Consider the following 19,043-nt stretch of genomic DNA (forward strand, 5'->3'; position numbering starts at 1 on the left):
CCGTGACGTCCGCCCACCCGCACGACGCCCAGATCCGCGCGCTCTACGCCGCGTTCATCGAGGGCTGGAACCAGCGCAGCGGGGCGGCGGTCGCCGCGGTGTTCGCCGATGACGGCGACATGGTCGGCTACGACGGCACCACGGTGAACGGCCGGCTGTCGATCGCCTCGGACCTGCGGCGCGTCTTCGGCAGCCACCCGACCGCCCGCTACGTGGCGCTGGTCCGGTCGGTGCGCGCGGTGGCCGCCGGCGTCGCGGTGCTGCACGCGCACGCCGGGATGATCCCGCCGGGCGAGGACGACATCGACCCGGGGCTGCACAGCATCCACACGCTGGTCGCCGTCGACGAGGGCGGCGGGCGGTGGAAGACGACGCTGTTCCAGGCGACGCCGGCCGCGTGGCTGGGCCGCCGCGACGCCCGCGACGCCCTCACCGCCGAGCTGCGCGGGCTGCTGGCCGCCCCCCGGTGAGCGTGCTCGTGCGGGCCGCCGACCTGCTGGCCGGCCCGCGCCCGGTGCTGCTCGACGTCCGCTGGGCGCTCGGCGACCCGCACGGCCGCGAGCGGTACCTGGCCGGCCACCTGCCCGGCGCGGCGTTCGCCGACCTCGACACCGAGCTCGCCGCGCCGCCCTCGCCCGCGGAGGGCCGGCACCCGCTGCCCGCGGTGGCCGGCCTGCAGGCCGCGGCCCGGCGGTGGGGGATCCGGGCCGGCGACGCCGTCGTGGCCTACGACGCCACCGGCGGGCTCGCCGCGGCGCGGGCCTGGTGGCTGCTGCGCTGGGGCGGGCTGGCCGACGTGCGGCTGCTCGACGGCGGCCTCGACGCGTGGGTGGACGCGGGCGGGCGGCTGGAGACCGGCGACGTCGTCCCGGAGCCCGGCGACGTGGTGCTCCGCGGCGGCGGCATGCCGACCCTGACCGCCGACGAGGCCGCCGCGCTGCCGTCGTCCGGTGGCGTGCTGCTCGACGCGCGCGCCGCCGAGCGCTACCGCGGCGAGGTGGAGCCGGTGGACCCGCGGGCCGGGCACGTGCCCGGTGCGGTGAGCGCCCCGACCGCGGCGAACCTGGCACCCGACGGCACCTTCCGCCACGACCTCGCCGGCCGGTTCGCCGCGCTCGGGGTCCGGCCCGGGGACCGGGTCGGCGTCTACTGCGGCTCGGGCGTCACCGCCGCGCACGAGGTGGCGGCGCTGGCCGAGGCGGGCATCGAGGCGGCGTTGTGGCCGGGCTCGTGGTCGCAGTGGTCGGCCGACCCGACCCGTCCCACGGCGACGGGCCCGGACCCCGGCTGATCAGCCGGCCGTGCGGTCCGGCGGGTCGAGGAGGGCGCGCAGCGCGGGCTCCAGCAGCCGCTCGACGTCGGCGCGGGAGGCCTCGGCCACGGCCGGCACCTGGAGCAGGTAGCGGGACAGGCCCAGACCCATCACGCACGCGGCCAGCAGCCCGGCCCGCAGCTCGGCGTCCTCGCCGCCGATCCGCTCCGCGACGCCGGAGGCGACCGAGCACATGACGTCGTCGCGCAGCGTGCGGTTGGCCTCGGGATGGGTCAGGCAGCTGCGCATCAGGGCGATGGCGCCGGCCCGGCCACCGGCGCCCTCGAAGGTCTCGAAGAGGTCGGCCAGGGCGGCGCTCGGGACGTCCTCCCGGGGGACGTCGAGGACCGAGACCTGGTCGTGTGCCCACCGGGTGGCCTCGGTGAAGAGGTTGTCCTTGCTGCCGAAGTGCTGCATCACCAGGGCCGGGTCGACCCCGGCCGCGGCTGCCACCGCCCGGATGGTCGTGCGCTCGAAGCCGGTCTCGGCGAACAGCGCGCGGGCGGCCTCCAGGATCGCCGCCTCCGTCCGACGACGGCGTTCGTCGCGGGGGACGGGCTCGGTACCGGCTGTGGTCACAGGTTCACTCTACAGGCGTTGACCGTTGCCGGAGGTCGCTCTACGGTCGTTGAGTCGTCGCTCCACGAGCGTTGAGCCATCCTCCAGGAGTTCCTCGTGACCACCACCGCCTCGCCGCCCGGGCCAGGTCCCCTCGCACATCCCGACGGTCGGGAGGTCCGCAAGGGCCTCGCCCTCGCCGTGCTCGCCATCAGCCAGCTCATGGTCGTGCTCGACGTGTCGATCGTGAACGTCGCGCTCCCCGACATCGCCGTCTCCCTGGGCGTGGCGAGCCAGGCCGACCTGTCCTGGATCGTCACCGGCTACACCCTCACCTTCGGCGGCTTCCTGCTCCTCGGCGGGAAGCTGGCCGACCGCCTCGGCCGCCGCCGCGTCTTCGTCATCGGCACCGCCCTGTTCGCCGTCGCCTCCCTGCTCGGCGGCCTGGCCGGCGATCTCGGGCTGCTCGTCGCCGCGCGGCTGCTCCAGGGCCTCGCCGGCGCGCTCATGGCGCCGGCGGCGCTGTCGCTGCTCACCGTGGTCTTCGAGGAGGGCCGGGAGCGCAACCGCGCGCTCGGCATCTGGGCGGCCATCTCGGCCGGCGGTGCCGCGATCGGCCTCATCCTGGGCGGGGTCCTGACCGAGTACGCCAGTTGGCGCTGGGTGCTCTTCGTCAACGTCCCCGTCGCCGTCCTCGCCGTCGTCGGGGCGCTGCGGGTGGTCCCGGAGAGCCGCGACGCGCGGGCTCGCGGCTTCGACGTCCCCGGGGCGCTCCTGGTCACCGGCGGACTCGTCGCGCTCGTCTACGCCCTGGTGAAGGGCAACGACCTCGGCTGGGCGTCCGCGCGCACGCTCGGGACCCTCGCCCTCGCGGTCGCCCTGCTCGGTGCGTTCGTCGTGGTGCAGCGTCGCTCGGCCGACCCGCTCGTCGACTTCCGGCTCTTCCGGTCGCGCTCCGTGCTGGGGGCCGACCTCGGCGCGCTGTTCGTCGGCGCCGGGATCTTCGCCGTCTTCTTCTTCCTCGTGCTGTGGATGCAGCAGGTCAGGGGCTGGTCCCCCCTGGAGGCGGGCTTCGCGTTCCTCCCGATGACCGTCGCCATCGTGATCGGCGCCGCGATCGCCTCCCAGCTGCTCGGGCGGGTCGGCCCCCGGCCGCTGCTCGTCGGCGGTCCGGCGCTGGCCGCCGTCGGCATGCTCGTCCTCGGCCTGCGGCTGGACCCCGGCGCCTCCTACCTGACCATCGTGCTGCCGTCGCTGGTGACGGTCGCGCTCGGCATGGGCCTGACGTTCGTGGCGCTGACCGGCGCGGCCGTGGCCGGGGTGCCGCAGGAGGACGCGGGCGTGGCGAGCGCGCTGCTCAACGCCGGGCAGCAGGTCGGCGGCGCGCTCGGACTGGCGATCCTGACGGCGGTCAGCACGGCGCGCACCGAGGCGATCGCGCCCTCGGGGCCGCCCACGACGCCGGGGTACGTGTCGGCCGTCGTCGAGGGCTGGGGCGTCGGGTTCGTCGTCGCGGCGGGGTTCCTGGCCGCGGCCGGCGTCGTCGCCGCGCTGCTCGTGCGGGTCTCGAGGGAGCAGGCCGCCGAGGCGCTCCCCGCGGCCGCCGGCGCGGTCTAGGAGCCGGGCCCGGGCCGTCCCCGCACCGGTGGCGGCCCGGGCCGGTCAGCCGAGGACGCGCCGCGCCTCTGCGGCCACCGCGGGCCGAGGACCGGCTCCCGCGCGGAGGCCAGCCGGCGCAGGTGCGAGCGGTCGCCACCTGCTGTGAGACCGAGCTCGTCCGGGCGTGCGACCGGAGCGGAGCCGTCCTGGCGCGGGTCGGTGGGCTGTCCGCGCCCGGTCAGCCCAGCGCGGCGTCGTAGCGGTCGAGCAGGACGGCGGCGATGCGCTCGTCGGGCAGCAGGGGAGCGGTGACCAGGTCGGCGCCGGCCTCGGCGAGCTTCCCGTGGAAGTGGCCCGGGGCGAGCAGGTAGGAGGCGACCACGACCCGCTCGGCTCCGGCCCTCCGCGCGGCGGCGACCGCGTCGGCGACGGGGGGCTGCGCGGCCGAGCCGTAGCCGGTGGTCACCGGGCCCGCCCAGGAGCGCTGCAGCAGGTCGGCGGTGTCCTCGACGTCCGCGACCGAGCGGGGGTCCGACGAGCCGGCGGCGGCCAGCACGACGGCGGTGAGCGGGTCGCGCGGGTCGGCGCCGGCCTCGGCCAGCCGGTCGGCGAGCACCGCGGCCAGCCGCGGGTCGGGACCCAGCGGGCGGGCGGCGACGGCGGACTCGTGCGCGGCCACCGCGCCCGCGATGTCGACGTGCACGTGGTAGCCGCCGGACAGGAGCAGCGGCACGACGACGGCCGGCCGCCGGTCCGCGGCGAGCTCCGCGACCACGTCGACGACGGTCGGCGGCTGCACGTCGACGAACGCCGCCGTCGTGACCAGGCCCGGGCGCAGCCGGCGCGCGGCGAGCGCGAGCTCGGCGACCAGCCGGCGCCCGGTGGGGTTGCGGGTGCCGTGCGCGCAGGCGACGAGCACCGGGGCGGCGACCGGAGCCCCGCTCACGGCGTGCGCAGGACGCCGCCGTCGACGGCCACCATCGTGCCGGTGACGTAACTGGCGGCGGGGGAGAGCAGGAAGGCGGCCACCCGGCCGAACTCCTCGGGCTGCCCGACGCGGCGCAGCGGGATGCCGCGCTCGGTGCGGGCCCGCGCGGCGGCGGGATCGCCGGAGGCGGCCTCGATCTCGGTGATCCGGTCGGTGGCGATCGTGCCGGGCATCAGCCCGACCACCCGGATCCCACGCGGGCCCAGCTCGTCGGACAGCGCCTTCGCCGTCATGGCCAGGCCCGGCCGCAGTCCGTTGGAGATGGCCAGGTGCCCGATCGGCTGGCGCACCGAGGTGGACAGGACGAAGGCGATCGCCGCCCCCTCGGACAGGTGCGGCACCAGCGCCCGGACCAGCCGCAGGGGGCCGAGCAGCACGCTGTCGACGGCGGCGCGCCAGGCGTCCTCCGGCGTCTCGAGCACGCTGCCCGGCGCGGGGCCGCCGACGCTGACCAGCAGGCCGTCGACGCGGCCGAGCCGCTCGAGCGCCGTCGTCACCAGTTCATCGGCGGCCCCGGGGTCGGCGAGGTCGGCCACCGCCCCGGACGCGCCGTCGCCGAGCCCGGCGACGGCGGCGTCCACGGAGGGGGCGGACCGGGAGCTGACGAGGACCCGGGCCCCGTCGGCGACGAGGGCCCGGGCGGTCGCCAGGCCCAGCCCCCGGCTCGCGCCGGTGAGCAGGTACCCGCGACCGCCCAGGCCCAGGTCCATCGGGGGATCAGCCTCCGGTCAGGCGTTGCGCAGCGAGCGGAGGACGTACTGCATGATCCCGCCGTTGCGGTAGTAGTTCGCCTCACCGGGGGTGTCGATGCGCACCCGGGCGTCGAACTCGGTCGTCCGACCGTCCGATGCCTGGGCCTTCACCTTCACCGTGCGCGGGGTCTCGCCGTCGTTGAGGGCGGTGATCCCGGTGATGGTGAACTCCTCGTCGCCGGTCAGGCCGAGCGACTCCCGGTTCTGGCCCTCGGGGAACTGCAGCGGCAGCACGCCCATGCCGATGAGGTTGGAACGGTGGATCCGCTCGTAGCTCTCGGCGATGACCGCCTTGACGCCGAGCAGCGCCGTCCCCTTGGCCGCCCAGTCGCGCGACGAACCCGAGCCGTACTCCTTGCCGGCCAGCACGACCAGCGGGACCCCGGCCTCGGCGTAGGCGACCGACGCGTCGTAGATCGTCGTCGTCTCGCCGGTCAGGTGGTTCTTGGTGACGCCACCCTCGGTGCCGGGCACCAGCTGGTTGCGCAGCCGGATGTTGGCGAAGGTGCCGCGGATCATCACCTCGTGGTTCCCGCGCCGGGAGCCGTAGGAGTTGAAGTCGCGGCGCTGCACACCGTGCTCGGACAGGTACCTGCCGGCCGGGCTGTCGGCCTTGATGGAGCCGGCGGGGGAGATGTGGTCGGTGGTCACCGAGTCACCGAGCACCGCCAGGGTGCGGGCGCCGGTGATGTCCTGGACCGGGGCCGGCTGGTCCTGCATGCCGTCGAAGTACGGGGGCTTGCGGACGTAGGTGCTCTGCGCGTCCCACTCGAAGGTGTCGCCGGTGGGCGTGGGCAGGGCCTGCCACTGCTCGGTGCCGGCGAAGACGTCGGCGTAGTCGTTGCTGAACATCTCCGCCGAGACGGCCTCGTCGATGACCCGCTGCACCTCGTGCGGCGAGGGCCAGATGTCGTGCAGGAAGACGTCGTTGCCGTCGGCGTCCTGGCCCAGCGGGTCGTTGTTGAGGTCGACGTCCATCGACCCGGCGAGCGCGTAGGCGATGACCAGCGGCGGGGACGCCAGGTAGTTCATCTTGACGTCGGGGTTGATCCGGCCCTCGAAGTTGCGGTTGCCCGACAGCACCGAGACGACGGCGAGGTCGGCCTCGTTGACGGCCTTGCTCACCGGCTCCGGCAGGGGGCCGGAGTTGCCGATGCAGGTGGTGCAGCCGTAGCCGACCAGGTAGAAGCCGAGCTTCTCCAGGTACGGGGTGAGCTCGGCCTTCTCGTAGTAGTCGGTGACGACCTTGGAGCCCGGGGCCAGCGTCGTCTTCACCCACGGCTTGGTGGTCAGCCCGCGCTCGACGGCGTTCTTCGCCAGCAGCGCGGCGCCGATCATGACCGACGGGTTGGACGTGTTGGTGCACGAGGTGATGGCCGCGATCACGACGGAGCCGTGGTCGATGGTCGTCTCGGTGCCGTCCTCCATGACCACGCGGGTCGGCTTCGAGGGGCGGCCGGAGACCGGGTCGTCCTCGTAGTGGTGCGGCTGTCCGGCGGTGCCGTTGCCGCCCTCGCTGCCCGGCGCCGGGGTGGCCGGGTCGGAGGCCGGGAAGGACTCCGACGACGCCTCGTCGACGCGGGACTCGACGCCGAAGGGCTGCGCGTTCTGCGGGACGCCGGGCTTGCGGTCGTCGCCGCCGACCTCGTCGGCGGACACGTAGTCGGCCAGCGCCGCGCGGAAGGCGTGCTTGGCGTCGGTGATGGCGACCCGGTCCTGGGGGCGCTTCGGGCCGGCGATCGAGGGGACGACCGTCGAGAGGTCGAGCTCGAGGTACTCGGAGAAGGCGATCTCGCGCGACGCGTCGTGCCAGAGGCCCTGCTCCTTGGCGTAGGCCTCGACGAGCGCGACCTGCTCCTCCGAGCGGCCGGTCAGCCGCAGGTAGGCGATGGTCTCCTCGTCGATGGGGAACATCGCCGCGGTGGAGCCGAACTCCGGGCTCATGTTGCCGATCGTGGCGCGGTTGGCCAGCGGCACCGCCGAGACGCCCTCGCCGTAGAACTCGACGAACTTCCCGACGACGCCGTGCTGGCGCAGCATCTCGGTGATCGTGAGGACCAGGTCGGTGGCGGTGGAGCCGTCGGGCAGCTCGCCGGAGAGCTTGAAGCCCACGACGCGCGGGATGAGCATCGACACCGGCTGGCCGAGCATCGCGGCCTCGGCCTCGATGCCGCCGACGCCCCAGCCCAGCACGCCCAGGCCGTTGACCATCGTGGTGTGGGAGTCGGTGCCCACGCAGGTGTCGGGGTAGGCGACGACGCGGTCGCCGTCCTTGCGGGGGAACACCACGCGGGCCAGGTGCTCGATGTTGACCTGGTGGACGATGCCGGTGCCCGGGGGGACGACCTTGAAGTCGTCGAACGCGCCCTGGCCCCAGCGCAGGAACTGGTACCGCTCGCCGTTGCGCTCGTACTCGATCTCGACGTTGCGCTCGAAGCTCTCCGGGGTGCCGAAGACGTCGGCGATGACGGAGTGGTCGATGACCAGCTCGGCCGGGGCGAGCGGGTTGATCTTGTTCGGGTCGCCGCCCAGGTCCGCCATGGCCTCGCGCATCGTGGCGAGGTCGACGATGCAGGGGACGCCGGTGAAGTCCTGCATGACCACGCGGGCCGGCGTGAACTGGATCTCCTGGTCGGGCTCGGCCGACGGGTCCCAGTTCGCCAGCGCCCGGATGTGGTCGGCGGTGATGTCGGCGCCGTCCTCGGTGCGCAGCAGGTTCTCGAGCAGGACCTTCAGGGAGAAGGGGAGCTTCCCGGAGCCCTCGACCGCGTCGAGCCGGTAGATGTCGTAGTCGGTGCCGTCGACGCTGAGCGTCGACCGGGCCCCGAAGCTGTCCTTGCTGGCTGCCACTGCTTGCGCCTCACCCTCGAGAGTCCATCGGGCTTGAATGCCACCCTCCATCATCCCAGCCGTCCGCACGGACGTGCTGGTGAGGCGACCCTTCCCTCACCCGGTGACGTCGGTCTCACGGCGGACGGGCCGGTCCCGGCACGATCAGGCCGCCTGGTCGTGCCGGGACCTGGCTCACGGCCGGCGGTGAGCCAGGACGCGCGGAGGTGAGTCCGGCCAATCGTGCGCGGGGGCGGCGAGTGGGCAGCGTGCCTACCGTGGGGCGCGTGACCGGCGCCGTCCCCGACCCGCTGCCCGAGTGGCTGGCCGGCGCACGGCGGGTCACCGTGCTCACCGGCGCGGGGATCTCCACCGACAGCGGCATCCCCGACTACCGCGGCCCGAACGGCGTGTGGACCCGCGACCCCGACGCCGAGAAGCTCGTGACGCTGTCCTACTACGTCGCCGACCCGGGGATCCGCCGCAAGGCGTGGCGGATGCGGGCGGACGTGCGCGCCGCCGACGTCGCCCCGAACGCCGGCCACCGGGCGCTCGCGCGGCTGGGGGAGCAGGGCCGGCTGCGCGCGCTGCTCACCCAGAACGTCGACGGGCTGCACCAGGCCGCCGGCTCTCCGCCGGGCACGGTGCTGGAGCTGCACGGCACCGTGCACGCCGTCGAGTGCCTGTCCTGCGGCGACCGGACGTCGATGGACGAGGCCCTCGCCCGCCTCGACGCCGGCGAGGACGACCCGGCGTGCCGCGTCTGCGGCGGGATCCTCAAGTCGGCCACCGTGAGCTTCGGTCAGGCGCTCGACGAGCAGGTGCTGGCCGCCGCGGCGGAGGCGGCGGCCGACTGCGACGTCTTCCTCGCCGTCGGCACCTCGCTCGTCGTGTACCCGGTCGCCGGGCTGGTGGAGGTCGCCGCGGCGCACGGCGCCCGCGTGGTCATCGTCAACGCCGAGCCCACGCCCTACGACGAGCTGGCCGACCTCGTCGTCCGCGAGCCCATCTCGACGGCGCTGCCGCGGCTGCTGGGGACGGCGTGACCCGCGCCGACCTGGAGGCCCGCTACCGCGAGCTGGTGCTGCGAGAGCTGCCGCGGCGGGCCCGCGAGGGGCGCTGGGTGGTGAGCAGCGACCACTGCTTCGGCCGGATCGTGCTCGACCACGCCGTCGGCGGGCGCTGGTACGACGTGCTCGACCGCCGCCGCTCCCCGGCCTTCGCCCAGCTGTCCGACGAGCAGCTCGCCGGGGCGGTCGCGATGGGCGAGCGGGTGCTCGCCGAGGGCGACCCGCTGCTGCGCGAGCTCGACGCGCAGAGCCTGGCCTGGCGCGGCAAGCCTGCCAAGCCGCAGCGACGGTGACCCTGCTCGTCGTCCACCTGGCGCTGACCGCCGCCTACGCCGGGTTCCAGTGGACCGTGCGGGCGCTGGTCTACCCGCAGTTCGCGCGGGTGCCGCCCGGGGCGTTCCCCGCGTACGAGCGGGCGCACCAGCGGCGGGTCACGGCCGTCGTCGGACCGCTGTTCGCCGGGCAGGGGGTCACGGTGCTGTGGCTGCTCGCCGCCCGGCCGGAGGGCGCGCCGGTGGCCGGGGTCGTCGCGGCCGCGGGCTGCCTCGGCGTCGTGCTGGGCGTGACCGGCCTGCTCGCGGTGCCGCTGCACCGGCACCTGGCGCAGGCGTTCGACCGGGCGGTGCTCGCCCGGCTGCTGCGGGTGGACACCGTCCGGGCGGTGGCCGCGACGGCGGGCACGCTCGTGGCCGGGTGGCTGGTGCTCGTCAGCGGATAGCGTGACCCCGACCACGTCGAGCGGCCGACCGCGGTCGGCCCTGCCACCGGGAGCCCGGCATGCGCGTGCCCCTGACCACCCGCGACTTCCTCGACCGCGCCGAGCTCGTCTACGGCGACCGGGTCGGGATCGTCGACGAGCCGGACCAGCCGGCCCCCTCGCTGGGGGAGGTGACCTGGCGCGACGTCGCCCGCCGCGGCCGCGCGCTGCAGGCCGGGCTCGACGCCCTCGGTGTGGGGGAGGGCGAGCGGGTGGCGATCGTCAGCCACAACGCCGCGCGGCTGCTCGAGGTCCTGCTCGCCGTGCCGTCGTCGGGCCGCGTGGCGGTGCCGGTGAACTTCCGGCTCAACCCCGAGGAGGTCTCCTACATCGTCGGCCACTCGGGCGCGAAGGTGCTGCTGGTCGACCCCGACCTGGAGACCTCGCTCAAGGGCGTGCAGGCCGAGCACCGGTTCGGCACCGGTGAGGAGTACGAGCAGCTGCTGGCCTCCGACGCCGAGCCGCGGCCCTGGGCCGAGCCCGACGAGGACGCCACCGCCACGATCAACTACACGAGCGGCACGACGGCGCGGCCCAAGGGCGTGCAGATGACCCACCGCAACATCTGGGTCAACGCGGTCACCTTCGGCATGCACATGCAGGTGAGCGACCGCGACGTCTACATGCACACGCTGCCGATGTTCCACTGCAACGGCTGGGGCCTGCCCTACACGATGGCCGGCGTCGGGGCCCGCCAGGTGGTGCTGCGCAAGGTCGACGGCGCGGAGATCCTGCGCCGGGTCGAGCGGCACGGCGTCACGATGATGTCCGGCGCGCCCGCGGTGTGGAACGCCGTCCTCGACGCCGCCGCCGAGTGGGACGGCGAGGTCCCGGGCCGTGACCGGGTGCGCATCGTCGTCGCCGGGGCGCCGCCGCCGTCGCGGACCATCGCCCGCGTGGAGGCCGAGCTCGGCTGGGAGTTCAACCAGATCTACGGCCTCACCGAGACCGCGCCGCTGCTCACCGTCAACCGGCCGCGCGCGGAGTTCGACGACCTCGACCCCGAGGAGCGGGCGAAGCGGTTGTCGCGGGCCGGCGTCCCGGCGCTGGGCACCCGCATCGAGATCAGCGAGTCCGGCGAGGTGCTCGCGCGCGGCAACACCGTGCTCGCCGGCTACTGGGAGAACCCCGACGCCTCGGCCGAGGCGCTGGAGGGCGGCTGGTTCCACACCGGCGACGGCGGCAGTCTCGACGACGGCGGCTACCTCACCATCTCCGACCGCAAGAAGGACGTGATCATCACCGGCGGGGAGAACGTGTCCTCGATCGAGGTGGAGGACGCCGTCTTCAGCCACCCGGCGGTCGCGGAGGTCGCCGTCATCGGCATCCCCGACGAGAAGTGGGGCGAGCTGGTCACCGCCCTGGTCGTGCTGGCCGAGGGGGAGACGGCGACGGCGGAGGAGATCATCGCCCACTGCCGCGCCCGGCTGGCCGGCTACAAGGCGCCCAAGCGGGTCGAGTTCCGCGACGAGCTCGCCCGCACCGCCACCGGCAAGATCCAGAAGTTCAAGCTGCGCGAGCCGTTCTGGTCCTCCACCGGCGGCCGCCAGGTGAACTGAGGCCTCCCCCCGTGGGGGGAGATCCCCCGCAGATCACTCCGGAGGTCACCCGGGCCGGTCGATGACCGGCCTGGGTGGCGCCCGGTTCCGGGTGCCCGCACAGCGAGCGCCCGGCCAGCGTGCCGGCGCACCGGGAGGGGTCGGCACGTGGGAACGGGTACGCGCACGCGACATCACCACTGGGCCATCCGCGCCGCCGGCACGGCGGTCGCCGGCCTGGTCGTCCTGGGTCTGGCCCCGGGCACCGCCTCCGCCGCCCCCAGCGACGCCGAGATCGCCGCCGCCGAGGCCGAGCGGGTCGCCGCCGAGCAGCAGGTGGGCGTGCTCAGCGCCCAGCTCGCGCAGGCCGAGGCCGCCGCCGCGACGGCGCACCAGAACGCGCAGATCGCGCTGCAGGACTACGAGGAGACGCAGGCCGCCTACGAGGCCGCCCGCGTCGCCGCCGACGCCGCCACCGCCGCCGCCGCGCAGGCCGACGCCGACGTCGCCGAGGGCCGCGCGCAGGTCGCCTCCTACGCCCGCACCACCTACATGCAGGGCACCACCGCGCCCGGCGCCGCCGCGCTCATGTCGGCCGACGGCCCCGCCCAGCTCATCGAGCGGGCCGCGCTGCTCGAGGCCGCCGGCAGCCACCGCGTCGACGTCGTCGGCGAGCTCGAGGTGCTGCAGGAGCAGGCCGTCGCCGCCCAGGAGCAGGCGCGGGTCGCGTCCGTGCAGGCCGAGACGCTGCAGGCCGAGGCCGCCGTCACGCTGGCCGGCGCGCAGGCGCAGGAGTCCGCCGCTCGCGAGCAGACCGCCGCCGTCGCCGAGCAGCGCGACGCCGTCGCCGCCCAGGCGGAGGCCGCGGGCATCGAGGTCGCGCAGCTGCAGGCCGAGCAGGACCGCGCCGAGGCCGCGGCCGCCGCCGCGCGGGCCGCCGCCCGCCCGGCTCCGGCGCCCGCGCCCGCCCCGCAGACCGCCGCCCCGACGACGCCGTCGCGCTCGTCCTCCTCGGGCTCGTCGTCCGGCTCGTCCTCGTCCGGCTCGTCCTCGTCGGGCTCGGCGTCCTCGGGCAACCCGACCCCGCCGCCGGCCACCACCGCCGGCGCGCCCTCGGCCTCGGCGGTCGAGACCGCGATCGACGCCGTCCTGTCGCAGCAGGGCCTGCCCTACAGCTGGGGCGGCGGCGGCAGCAGCGGCCCGAGCTACGGCATCCCGCCGGACACGCGCATCTGGGGCTTCGACTGCTCGGGGCTCACCCAGTACGCCTACGCGCAGGCCGGCATCCAGATCGGCGGCACCAGCCGCGACCAGTGGTGGCGCTTCCGCGGCTCCACGGTGGCCCGCGCCGACCTGCGCCCCGGCGACCTGGTCTTCTGGGGCTCGGGCAGCTCGTACACGTCGATCTACCACGTCGCGCTCTACATCGGGAACGGGCGGATCGTCCACGCCCCGCAGAGCGGCGACGTCGTCCGGACCGGCTCGATGTGGTTCGGCAGCGACTACTTCGGCGCGGTGCGTCCGACCGCCTGAGGACGGGACTTCCCGGGCCGGGAGGGGGACACCGGCCGGAGGAGGAGTGGGGCGTCGGGCAGCCACGGGGGGAGCTGCCCGACGCACCGCCCACGCTAGCAGCCGAGAGGCGCCCGGTGCAGGGGGACGCACCGGGCGCCTCCGCGCGTCCGGGCGGCCCGGCGTGTCCCCCGGGGCGCGCCGCGGACGGCGCGCGCGGGCGCCGAGCGGGCGAACAGGACGACCTGCCAGGCCGGGGTGGGACACTGGCGCCGGGACGGGCGAGAGGCCCGTCACCGGCCTCCCCGGGACCCGGCCAACGGGTGCCCGGCGGCCGCGGACCGGCATCCAGGGAGCCCCGTGACCACCGCCGCCAGCACCCCTCTCGACGAGCCCGCGGGCGCGTCCGCCGCGAGTGGCGCCCCGGTGCCGCCGTCGGCCGACGCCGCGCGGCTGGAGCGGGTCCTGTTCGAGATCAAGCGGGTCATCGTCGGCCAGGACCGGCTGGTCGAGCGGATGCTGGTGGCGCTGCTGGCCCGCGGTCACGTGCTGCTCGAGGGCGTGCCCGGCGTCGCGAAGACCCTCGCCGTCGAGACGCTGGCGCGGGTCGTCGGCGGGCGGTTCGCCCGCCTGCAGTTCACCCCCGACCTGGTGCCCGCCGACATCCTCGGCACCCGCATCTACAAGGCCGGGCAGGACGCCTTCGACACCGAGCTCGGCCCGGTGTTCGCCAACTTCGTGCTCACCGACGAGATCAACCGCGCGCCGGCGAAGGTGCAGTCGGCGCTGCTGGAGGTCATGGCCGAGCGACAGGTGTCCATCGGGGGCGTCACGCACAAGCTGCCCGACCCGTTCCTCGTGCTGGCCACGCAGAACCCGATCGAGTCCGAGGGCGTCTACCCGCTGCCCGAGGCCCAGCGCGACCGCTTCCTCATGAAGGTGCTCGTCGACTACCCGAGCCCCGAGGAGGAGCGCGAGATCATCTACCGGATGGGGTCGACGCCGCCGGTCGCCGAGACCGTCCTCGGCCCGGAGGACCTGCGCCGCATGCAGCGCACCGCCTCCCAGGTGTTCGTGCATCACGCGCTCGTCGACTACGTCGTGCGGCTCGTCGTCGCCACCCGCCAGCCGCGCGACCACGGCATGGACGACGTCGCCTCCTGGGTGTCCTACGGCGCGAGCCCGCGCGCCTCCCTCGGCCTCATCGCCGCCAGCCGCGCGCTGGCGCTGGTCCGGGGGCGTGACTACGTGCTGCCGCAGGACGTCCTCGACGTCACCGCCGACGTGCTGCGCCACCGCCTCGTGCTCTCCTACGACGCCCTCGCCGACGGCGTCCCCGCCGACCACGTCGTCAAGCGGATCCTGCAGACCGTGCCGCTGCCGCAGGTCACCCCGCGCCAGCGGGCGGGCGGCTTCGGCCCCGCCGCGCCCGGCGGCCCGCAGGTGCCGCCGCCCGGCGCCCCGCAGTACGGGCCGCCGCAGGGCGCGCCCCAGTACGGCCCGCCGTTCCCGCCGCCGCCCGCCCCGCAGAACGGCCAGCAGCCCGGCCACCAGCCGCAGAACGGCCAGCCCGGTCCCGGCGCGCCCGCCGGCAACGGGCACGGCCCGGGCACCCCCCAGGCGTGATCCGGCGGCGCGGCCGCGCCCGGGTGGCGGAGGACGCCACCCCCGAGGGCGCGGTCGGGACGGCGACGGCGACGGCCCCGGCCGCCGGCGTGGGCGGCATCCCGGGCTCCGCCGGCACGCCGGGCTCCGGCGTCGACCCGCGCGACGGCGACGGCTCCCCGCCGCACTTCGGCGAGGGCCCGGCCGACGTCCTGCTGCAGCGGCTCGAGCTCACCGTCCGCCGGCGGCTCGACGGGCTGCTGCAGGGCGACCACCTGGGGCTGGTCCCCGGATCGGGCAGCGAGGCCGGCGACTCGCGCACCTACCACCCGGGCGACGACGTCCGGCGGATGGACTGGCCGGTCACCGCGCGCACCCAGGTGCCGCACGTGCGCGAGACGATCGCCGACCGCGAGCTGGAGACGTGGGCGGTGGTCGACCTGTCGGCCAGCCTCGACTTCGGCACCGGCCTGTGCGACAAGCGCGACCTCGCCATCGCCGGCCTCGCCGCGGTCAGCCACCTGACCGTGCGGGGCGGCAACCGGCTCGGCGCCGTCGTCACCACCGGCGAGCGGGTCGACCGCTACCCGGCGCAGCCCGGCCGGCTCGCCGCCGACCGGCTGCTGCGCGCCGTCGTCGCCACCCCGCGGGCGGCCACCGGCCGGCGCGGCGACCTCGCCGCGGCGCTGGAGACCCTGCGCCGCCCGCCCCGCCGCCGCGGGCTCGTGGTCGTGGTGAGCGACTTCCTCGGCGATGCCGACTGGGAGCGCCCGCTGCGCGGCCTCGGCGCCCGGCACGAGCTGCTGGCCATCGAGGTGGTCGACCCGCGCGAGCTGGAGCTGCCCGACGTCGGCCTGCTCACCGTCCGCGACCCCGAGTCCGGCCAGACGCTCGAGGTGCCCACCGGCGACCCCGAGTTCCGGGCCCGGTTCGCCGCCGGCGCCGCCGAGCAGCGGCAGGCCATCGCCGCCGGCCTGCGCCGCGCGGGTGCCGGGCACCTGCAGCTGCGCACCGACCGCGACTGGCTCATGGACGTCGTCCGTTTCGTCGCCGACCGCCGGCGCGCCGGCAGCGGCGGGGCCTCGCGGTGAGCGCCCCGCACCCCAGGAGGGCCCGCCCGTGAGTTTCCAGTCACCGCTGTGGCTGATCGCCCTCGTCCCCGTCGTCGCCCTGGCGGCGCTGTACGTGGTCAAGCAGCTGCGCCGGCGGGTCTACGCCGCGCGGTTCTCCCAGACCGGCCTGGCCGCGAGCCTGCTGCCCCAGCGGGCCGGGTGGGTGCGGCACGTGGCCTTCGGGCTGACGCTCGCCTCGCTGCTCGGGCTGGTGCTGTCGCTGGCGCAGCCGAGCACCGAGGTGCGGGTGCCGCGGGAGACCGCCACCGTCGTGCTGGCCCTCGACGTCTCGCTGTCGATGCAGGCCGAGGACATCGAGCCCAGCCGGTTCGAGGCGATGAAGGACGCCGCCAGCGACTTCGTCGACATCCTCCCGGAGCGGATCAACCTGGGGCTGGTGTCGTTCTCGGGCACCGCGTCGACACTGGTGACCCCGACGACCGACCGCGACCAGGTGCGCGGGGCCATCGCCAACCTCGAGCTGTCGGAGGCGACGGCGATCGGTGAGGCGATCTTCACCTCGCTGACCGCGATCAGCACCTTCCAGTCGACCCTCGACGTCGGCTCGGAGGACGCGCTGCCGCCGGCGCGGATCCTGCTGCTGTCCGACGGCTACAACACCGTCGGCCGGGAGAACACCCAGGCGATCGCCGCCGCCCAGGAGGCAGGCGTGCCGGTGTCGACGATCGCGTTCGGCACCGACTACGGGTCCATCGACATCGGCGGGGAGCGGACGCCGGTGCCGATCGACCGCGAGGCGCTGCGGCTGATCGCCGACGAGACCGGCGGCCAGTACAACGAGGCCCGCACCCGTGCCGAGCTCGAGGCGGTCTACGACGACCTGGGCAGCCAGATCGGCTACACCACCGAGCCGCAGGACGTGTCCTACTGGTTCGTGCGGGTGGCCACCCTGCTGCTCGCCTGCGGCCTCGGGCTCGCGGCCTGGCGGCTGCAGCGCCTGTTCTAGCTCACCGGTCGCGGTCGCGGGGAGGCACGAGGCCGGACTCGTAGGCGAGGACGACGAGCTGCGCGCGGTCGCGGGCGTGCAGCTTCGTCATGGCGCGCTGGACGTGGGTCCGGGCCGTCAGCGGGCTGATCACCATGCGGCCGGCGATCTCGTCGTTCGACAGGCCCTGGGCCACCAGCGCGACCGCCTCCTGCTCGCGGGCGGTGAGGCCGGCCGGCGACGGGCCCGCGCCCAGCGGCAGGAACGGCCGGGACACGAACCGGTCGACCAGCCGGCGGGTGATCGAGGGGGCGAGCAGCACGTCCCCCCGCGCGGCCGACCGGAGGGCGTGCAGGAGGTCGTCGGGCCGGACGTCCTTGACGAGGAAGCCGGTCGCGCCGGCGCGCAGCGCGGAGAACACGTGCTCGTCGAGCCCGTGGTTGGTCAGGATGACGACCCGCACGCCGGCGAGGGCGGGATCCGCGGTGATCCGCCGCGTCGCCTCGATCCCGTCGACGACCGGCATCCGGACGTCGAGGAGGGCGACGTCGGGCAGGTGCAGACGGGCCAGCGTCACCGCCTCGTCGCCGTCGGCGGCCTCGCCCACCACCTCGATGTCCTCCTCGACCGCGAGCAGCGCGCGGAAGGCGCTGCGGATCAGCGGCTGGTCGTCGGCCAGCAGCACGCGGATCACGGCCGCTGCCCGACGGGGAGCTCGGCCAGGACGGTGAAGCCGCCCCCGTCGCGGGGCGCGGCCTGCAGGCGGCCACCCAGCGCGGCGACCCGCTCGCGCATCCCGAGCAGTCCGGTGCCGGGGACGGGGGCGGTGCCGGGCAGGGCGTCGCCGTCGTCGTCGACCCGGACGACGAGGGTGCCCGGCCGGTGCTCGATCCGTACCGACGCGGTCGCGGCGGCGGCGTGCCGGGCGGCGTTGGTCAGCGACTCCTGCACGATGCGGTAGGCGGCGCGCTCCACCGCGAGGGGCACGTCGGCTCCCGGTCCCTCGACCGTCAGCCGCGCGTCGAGGCCGGTGAGCCGCGCCCGCTCCACGAGCGCCGGGAGCGACCACAGGCCCTGCCCGGCGTCCGCGGGGTCGTCGCGCAGCGCCTCCAGGGTGGCGCGCAGCTCGCGGGTGGCCTCCCGGGCGGCGTCCCGGATCGCCACGAGCGCCTCCGGCACCTGCTCGCCCCGCCGGGCGGCGAGGTGGGTGGCGACCTCGGCCTGGACGGTGATGACCGAGATCTGCGCGGTGAGCGAGTCGTGGAGCTCCCGCGCGATGCGCAGCCGTTCCTCGTCGGCGCGCCGGCGGGCCGTCTCCTCCCGGGTCCGCTCGGCCTCCTCCGCGCGGCGCTCGGCCTGCCGCAGGGCCTCGCCCGCCGCGCCCGCGGCCACCAGCCACGCCACCTGCAGGACGTCCCGGGCGCGGGCGAGCGCCTCGCCGGGGGAACCGTCGGGCGCGACCGCGAGGAGCGCGAGGGGGAGCGCGACCACGACCAGGACGGACGCGGCCACCGCGGCGACACGGCGCCCGGAGCGCACGGCGGCGTAGACGGCGACGACGAAGGCCGCGGCGGGCACCTCGGGACCGAGGACCTGCTGGCCGACCGCGAGTGCCGCGGTCACGGCCAGCACGGCCCCCGGAGCCCGGCGGCGGGCCGCCAGCGACAGCCCGCCGGCGAGCAGGCACGCGAGCACCAGCGGGGCCGGCTCGGGCAGTGGCCGGGTGAGGGCGGCGACGAGGACGCCGGCCGTCACGCCGACGGCGGCGCCCCAGTCCCGGAGACCGGCCCGGTCCCTGCCCATGCGGGCGACGCTAGCGGTCCCGGCCGCCGCCCGGATCCTGCGCGGGGAGGCTTCCCGGACTACTGCGCCGGCAGTAGTCCCGCGGCGTCCGCAGCAGCGGAGGGTGTCGGCGCCGGGACGACGACGGCGGCGCGGCCGGCGGACACGATCGGCGGTGTCCGTCGTCGGAGGAGGAGCCCCGTGACCGTCCACTCGCTGCACCCGCCCGCGGTCCTGGCCGAGACCGCGCCGTACCTCACTCCCGGCCGGTCGTGGTCCCTGGTGGCCGCCGCGCTGGCCCTGGCCGGACTGCTCGCCGGTGCGCGGGCCCTGGCTCCACGGGCCGGCCCCCGCCGCACGCCCGCCGTCGCGGCCCTCGCCGCCGGGGGAGCGGCCGCGCTCGTCGGCGCGGTCGTCGTGGCCGCCGCCGACGGCGGCCCCGGGTCCGGCTCGGGGATCGTGGGCGGGTTGCTGGCCGCGGCGGCCGGCCTCGGTGCCGCGGCGCTGGGCGGGGTGGGCCTGGCGCGGGCCCGGCGTCCCGTGCGCCCGCCGGAGGTGCGTGCCGGCCGGTGAGCGGCCGTCCCCCGGGACGACGACCGGCCGCCGGGACCTCCACGTCCCCGCGGCCCCTCCTCCGTCGCCCGGTAATAAGGTGTAGCCGCCCCTGCGGCGCACCACCTTCT

General features: G+C 76.0%; 18 protein-coding genes. 12 read left to right on the top strand and 6 right to left on the bottom strand.

The genetic code is table 11. The features are described 5' to 3' along the window. Nucleotides 1–2 precede the first annotated feature (2 nt). The gene (locus tag ACI79X_RS13510; RefSeq protein WP_457025919.1) at nucleotides 3–470 is read left to right on the top strand and encodes an SgcJ/EcaC family oxidoreductase; all 468 of its coding nucleotides are present in this window, start codon (nucleotides 3–5) and stop codon (nucleotides 468–470) included. Then, nucleotides 467–1,291: a sulfurtransferase gene (locus tag ACI79X_RS13515; protein WP_457025920.1), complete on the top strand. Its 825-nt coding sequence runs from the start codon at nucleotides 467–469 to the stop codon at nucleotides 1,289–1,291. Before ACI79X_RS13510 ends, ACI79X_RS13515 begins: the two co-directional genes overlap by 4 nt. Here the strand turns inward: ACI79X_RS13515 and ACI79X_RS13520 are convergent, their stop codons facing one another. Further along, nucleotides 1,292–1,891, bottom strand: coding sequence for a TetR/AcrR family transcriptional regulator (locus ACI79X_RS13520; protein WP_457025921.1), 600 nt, complete (start codon nucleotides 1,889–1,891; stop codon nucleotides 1,292–1,294). A gap of 96 nt (nucleotides 1,892–1,987) precedes the next feature. On the opposite strand from ACI79X_RS13520, the gene ACI79X_RS13525 reads away from it, so the two are divergent. Continuing rightward, the gene (locus ACI79X_RS13525; protein WP_457025922.1) at nucleotides 1,988–3,487 is read left to right on the top strand and encodes a DHA2 family efflux MFS transporter permease subunit; all 1,500 of its coding nucleotides are present in this window, start codon (nucleotides 1,988–1,990) and stop codon (nucleotides 3,485–3,487) included. Nucleotides 3,488–3,707: 220 nt separating this feature from the next. Here ACI79X_RS13525 and ACI79X_RS13530 read toward each other — a convergent pair whose 3' ends face one another. From ACI79X_RS13530 to ACI79X_RS13540, 3 genes are read right to left on the bottom strand one after another with little or no spacing between them, the layout of a single operon-like run. Continuing rightward, on the bottom strand, nucleotides 3,708–4,415 hold the full coding sequence (locus ACI79X_RS13530) for a sirohydrochlorin chelatase (protein WP_457025923.1): 708 nt from the start codon (nucleotides 4,413–4,415) through the stop codon (nucleotides 3,708–3,710). Beyond that, nucleotides 4,412–5,167: an SDR family oxidoreductase gene (locus ACI79X_RS13535; protein WP_457025924.1), complete on the bottom strand. Its 756-nt coding sequence runs from the start codon at nucleotides 5,165–5,167 to the stop codon at nucleotides 4,412–4,414. The genes ACI79X_RS13530 and ACI79X_RS13535 overlap by 4 nt, the downstream gene beginning before the upstream one ends. An 18-nt stretch (nucleotides 5,168–5,185) precedes the next feature. Further along, nucleotides 5,186–8,059, bottom strand: coding sequence for an aconitate hydratase (locus tag ACI79X_RS13540; protein ID WP_457025925.1), 2,874 nt, complete (start codon nucleotides 8,057–8,059; stop codon nucleotides 5,186–5,188). Nucleotides 8,060–8,325: 266 nt separating this feature from the next. On the opposite strand from ACI79X_RS13540, the gene ACI79X_RS13545 reads away from it, so the two are divergent. From ACI79X_RS13545 to ACI79X_RS13580, 8 genes are all read left to right on the top strand, one after another. After that, nucleotides 8,326–9,084 carry an SIR2 family NAD-dependent protein deacylase gene (locus tag ACI79X_RS13545; protein ID WP_457025926.1) on the top strand — a complete coding sequence of 253 codons (759 nt, stop codon included), beginning with the start codon at nucleotides 8,326–8,328 and terminating at the stop codon, nucleotides 9,082–9,084. Beyond that, nucleotides 9,081–9,401: a hypothetical protein gene (locus ACI79X_RS13550; protein WP_457025927.1), complete on the top strand. Its 321-nt coding sequence runs from the start codon at nucleotides 9,081–9,083 to the stop codon at nucleotides 9,399–9,401. Before ACI79X_RS13545 ends, ACI79X_RS13550 begins: the two co-directional genes overlap by 4 nt. Then, nucleotides 9,398–9,826: a DUF1772 domain-containing protein gene (locus tag ACI79X_RS13555; RefSeq protein ID WP_457025928.1), complete on the top strand. Its 429-nt coding sequence runs from the start codon at nucleotides 9,398–9,400 to the stop codon at nucleotides 9,824–9,826. The genes ACI79X_RS13550 and ACI79X_RS13555 overlap by 4 nt, the downstream gene beginning before the upstream one ends. A gap of 59 nt (nucleotides 9,827–9,885) precedes the next feature. Next, nucleotides 9,886–11,424: an AMP-binding protein gene (locus tag ACI79X_RS13560; protein ID WP_457025929.1), complete on the top strand. Its 1,539-nt coding sequence runs from the start codon at nucleotides 9,886–9,888 to the stop codon at nucleotides 11,422–11,424. A 147-nt stretch (nucleotides 11,425–11,571) separates the two neighbouring features. Next, on the top strand, nucleotides 11,572–12,936 hold the full coding sequence (locus tag ACI79X_RS13565) for a C40 family peptidase (RefSeq protein WP_457025930.1): 1,365 nt from the start codon (nucleotides 11,572–11,574) through the stop codon (nucleotides 12,934–12,936). A 339-nt stretch (nucleotides 12,937–13,275) separates the two neighbouring features. Next, nucleotides 13,276–14,541 (top strand): AAA family ATPase, encoded by a 1,266-nt coding sequence (locus tag ACI79X_RS13570; protein WP_457025931.1) that lies wholly within the window; start codon nucleotides 13,276–13,278, stop codon nucleotides 14,539–14,541. Then, complete coding sequence (locus ACI79X_RS13575; protein ID WP_457025932.1) at nucleotides 14,538–15,611, top strand: DUF58 domain-containing protein; 1,074 nt, start codon at nucleotides 14,538–14,540, stop codon at nucleotides 15,609–15,611. Before ACI79X_RS13570 ends, ACI79X_RS13575 begins: the two co-directional genes overlap by 4 nt. Before the next feature lie 28 nt (nucleotides 15,612–15,639). Beyond that, nucleotides 15,640–16,599: a VWA domain-containing protein gene (locus ACI79X_RS13580; RefSeq protein ID WP_457025933.1), complete on the top strand. Its 960-nt coding sequence runs from the start codon at nucleotides 15,640–15,642 to the stop codon at nucleotides 16,597–16,599. 1 nt (nucleotide 16,600) lies between these two features. Here ACI79X_RS13580 and ACI79X_RS13585 read toward each other — a convergent pair whose 3' ends face one another. Together ACI79X_RS13585 and ACI79X_RS13590 are read right to left on the bottom strand one after the other, a co-directional pair. Then, nucleotides 16,601–17,272: a response regulator gene (locus ACI79X_RS13585; protein WP_457025934.1), complete on the bottom strand. Its 672-nt coding sequence runs from the start codon at nucleotides 17,270–17,272 to the stop codon at nucleotides 16,601–16,603. After that, nucleotides 17,269–18,381 (bottom strand): sensor histidine kinase, encoded by a 1,113-nt coding sequence (locus ACI79X_RS13590; RefSeq protein ID WP_457025935.1) that lies wholly within the window; start codon nucleotides 18,379–18,381, stop codon nucleotides 17,269–17,271. Before ACI79X_RS13590 ends, ACI79X_RS13585 begins: the two co-directional genes overlap by 4 nt. A 180-nt stretch (nucleotides 18,382–18,561) precedes the next feature. Here ACI79X_RS13590 and ACI79X_RS13595 point away from each other — a divergent pair, with 180 nt between their 5' ends. Beyond that, on the top strand, nucleotides 18,562–18,933 hold the full coding sequence (locus ACI79X_RS13595; protein WP_457025936.1) for a DUF6223 family protein: 372 nt from the start codon (nucleotides 18,562–18,564) through the stop codon (nucleotides 18,931–18,933). The last annotated feature ends 110 nt before the right edge of the window (nucleotides 18,934–19,043 follow it).

This window comes from Geodermatophilus sp. SYSU D01119, from assembly GCF_054049975.1.

What these genes read in the sequence shown, in the direction of transcription:
- ACI79X_RS13535 (WP_457025924.1), bottom strand. Translation starts at nt 5,167, where the DNA reads ATGGACCTGGGCCTGGGCGGTCGCGGGTACCTGCTCACCGGCGCGAGC.
- ACI79X_RS13560 (WP_457025929.1), top strand. Translation starts at nt 9,886, where the DNA reads ATGCGCGTGCCCCTGACCACCCGCGACTTCCTCGACCGCGCCGAGCTC.
- ACI79X_RS13590 (WP_457025935.1), bottom strand. Translation starts at nt 18,381, where the DNA reads ATGGGCAGGGACCGGGCCGGTCTCCGGGACTGGGGCGCCGCCGTCGGC.